Annotated in this window: 2 rRNA genes; both read left to right on the top strand. The window is 49.1% G+C overall.

Annotated features, from left to right (window positions below):
• Positions 1-154: 154 nt before the first annotated feature.
• Positions 155-3,068, top strand: a 23S ribosomal RNA gene (locus JZO71_RS11010).
• Positions 3,069-3,160: 92 nt separating this feature from the next.
• A 5S ribosomal RNA gene (gene rrf, locus JZO71_RS11015) occupies positions 3,161-3,252 on the top strand; the annotation flags it as partial.

Consider the following 3,252-nt stretch of genomic DNA (forward strand, 5'->3'; position numbering starts at 1 on the left):
ATTTTGTTCATTGAAAACTGGATATTTGAAGTAAGATCAAAACAAACCGAGAACACCGCGTTGAATGAGTTTTTTAATAAGTTCAATTGCTTATTTTTCTTGACTAGTTTCTATCGCTAGAAACGAAGTCAAAACCCAACCGTAAGGTTGATAAGGTTAAGTGAATAAGGGCGCACGGTGGATGCCTTGGCACTAGGAGCCGATGAAGGACGGGACTAACACCGATATGCTTTGGGGAGCTGTACGTAAGCTATGATCCAGAGATTTCCGAATGGGGGAACCCAGCATCTTTTATAGGATGTTACAAATATGTGAATACATAGCATATTTGAGGTAGACGCAGAGAACTGAAACATCTAAGTACCTGCAGGAAGAGAAAGAAAATTCGATTCCCTGAGTAGCGGCGAGCGAAACGGGAAAAGCCCAAACCAACAAGCTTGCTTGTTGGGGTTGTAGGACTCCGATATGGTAGTTTTTTCAGATAATCGAATGACTTGGAAAAGTCAGTCAAAGAGGGTAAAAACCCCGTAGATGAAATTTGGAAAGCACCTAGGAGGATCCTGAGTACGGCGGAACACGAGGAATTCCGTCGGAATCCGGGAGGACCATCTCCCAAGGCTAAATACTCCCTAGTGACCGATAGTGAACCAGTACCGTGAGGGAAAGGTGAAAAGCACCCCGGAAGGGGAGTGAAATAGAACCTGAAACCGTGTGCCTACAACAAGTCAAAGCCCGTTAATGGGTGATGGCGTGCCTTTTGTAGAATGAACCGGCGAGTTACGATTGCATGCGAGGTTAAGTCGAAGAGACGGAGCCGCAGCGAAAGCGAGTCTGAATAGGGCGTTTGAGTATGTAGTCGTAGACCCGAAACCATGTGATCTACCCATGTCCAGGTTGAAGGTGCGGTAAAACGCACTGGAGGACCGAACCCACGTACGTTGAAAAGTGCGGGGATGAGGTGTGGGTAGCGGAGAAATTCCAAACGAACTTGGAGATAGCTGGTTCTCTCCGAAATAGCTTTAGGGCTAGCCTCGGAATTGAGAATGATGGAGGTAGAGCACTGTTTGGACTAGGGGCCCATCTCGGGTTACCGAATTCAGATAAACTCCGAATGCCATTCATTCATATCCGGGAGTCAGACTGTGAGTGATAAGATCCATAGTCGAAAGGGAAACAGCCCAGACCACCAGCTAAGGTCCCAAAATATATGTTAAGTGGAAAAGGATGTGGGGTTGCACAGACAACTAGGATGTTGGCTCAGAAGCAGCCACCATTTAAAGAGTGCGTAATAGCTCACTAGTCGAGTGACCCTGCGCCGAAAATGTACCGGGGCTAAACATATTACCGAAGCTGTGGATAACACCTATGGTGTTATGGTAGGAGAGCGTTCTAAGGGCGTTGAAGGTAGATCGTGAGGACTGCTGGAGCGCTTAGAAGTGAGAATGCCGGTATGAGTAGCGAAAGACAGGTGAGAATCCTGTCCACCGAATGACTAAGGTTTCCTGGGGAAGGCTCGTCCGCCCAGGGTTAGTCGGGACCTAAGCCGAGGCCGAAAGGCGTAGGCGATGGATAACAGGTTGATATTCCTGTACCCGTTGTTTTTGTTTGAGCAATGGAGGGACGCAGGAGGCTAAGGAATGCAGACGATTGGAAATGTCTGTCCAAGCAGTAAGTCTTAGGTTGAGTCAAATGCTTAATCTTTTAAGGACAAGCTGTGATGGGGAGGGAAATAATAGTACCGAAGTTCCTGATGTCACACTGCCAAGAAAAGCTTCTAGTGAGAAAACAACGGCCCGTACCGCAAACCGACACAGGTAGTCGAGGAGAGAATCCTAAGGTGAGCGAGAGAACTCTCGTTAAGGAACTCGGCAAAATGACCCCGTAACTTCGGGAGAAGGGGTGCTGATCGTCAGATCAGCCGCAGTGAATAGGCCCAAGCGACTGTTTATCAAAAACACAGGTCTCTGCAAAATCGTAAGATGAAGTATAGGGGCTGACGCCTGCCCGGTGCTGGAAGGTTAAGAGGAGTGCTTAGCGTAAGCGAAGGTACGAATTGAAGCCCCAGTAAACGGCGGCCGTAACTATAACGGTCCTAAGGTAGCGAAATTCCTTGTCGGGTAAGTTCCGACCCGCACGAAAGGCGTAACGATTTGGGCACTGTCTCAACGAGAGACTCGGTGAAATTTTAGTACCTGTGAAGATGCAGGTTACCCGCGACAGGACGGAAAGACCCCATGGAGCTTTACTGTAGTTTGATATTGAGTGTCTGTACCGCATGTACAGGATAGGTAGGAGCCGTAGAAATCGGAACGCTAGTTTCGATGGAGGCGCTGGTGGGATACTACCCCTGCGTTATGGCCACTCTAACCCGCACCACTAATCGTGGTGGGAGACAGTGTCAGATGGGCAGTTTGACTGGGGCGGTCGCCTCCTAAAAGGTAACGGAGGCGCCCAAAGGTTCCCTCAGAATGGTTGGAAATCATTCGAAGAGTGTAAAGGCAGAAGGGAGCTTGACTGCGAGACCAACAAGTCGAGCAGGGACGAAAGTCGGGCTTAGTGATCCGGTGGTTCCGCATGGAAGGGCCATCGCTCAACGGATAAAAGCTACCCTGGGGATAACAGGCTTATCTCCCCCAAGAGTCCACATCGACGGGGAGGTTTGGCACCTCGATGTCGGCTCGTCGCATCCTGGGGCTGTAGTCGGTCCCAAGGGTTGGGCTGTTCGCCCATTAAAGCGGCACGCGAGCTGGGTTCAGAACGTCGTGAGACAGTTCGGTCCCTATCCGTCGCGGGCGTTGGAAATTTGAGAGGAGCTGTCCTTAGTACGAGAGGACCGGGATGGACTTACCGCTGGTGTACCAGTTGTTCTGCCAAGGGCATTGCTGGGTAGCTATGTAGGGAAGGGATAAACGCTGAAAGCATCTAAGTGTGAAGCCCACCTCAAGATGAGATTTCCCATTTCTTTAAGAAAGTAAGATCCCTGAGAGATGATCAGGTAGATAGGTCAGAAGTGGAAGTACAGTGATGTATGGAGCGGACTGATACTAATCGATCGAGGACTTAACCAAGAATGGTAAAAGAAAAAACTCGGAAGAGTTTGAGATTACTTCAAATCCAGTTTTGAGTGAGCAAAAGCAAACTCAATAAGATAACACCACAGTGTGGTGGCGATAGCGAGAAGGATACACCTGTAACCATGCCGAACACAGAAGTTAAGCTTCTTAGCGCCGATTGTAGTGAGGGGTTGCCCCT

This window comes from Candidatus Enterococcus courvalinii, assembly GCF_017315945.1.
Lineage (GTDB): Bacteria > Bacillota > Bacilli > Lactobacillales > Enterococcaceae > Enterococcus_B > Enterococcus_B courvalinii.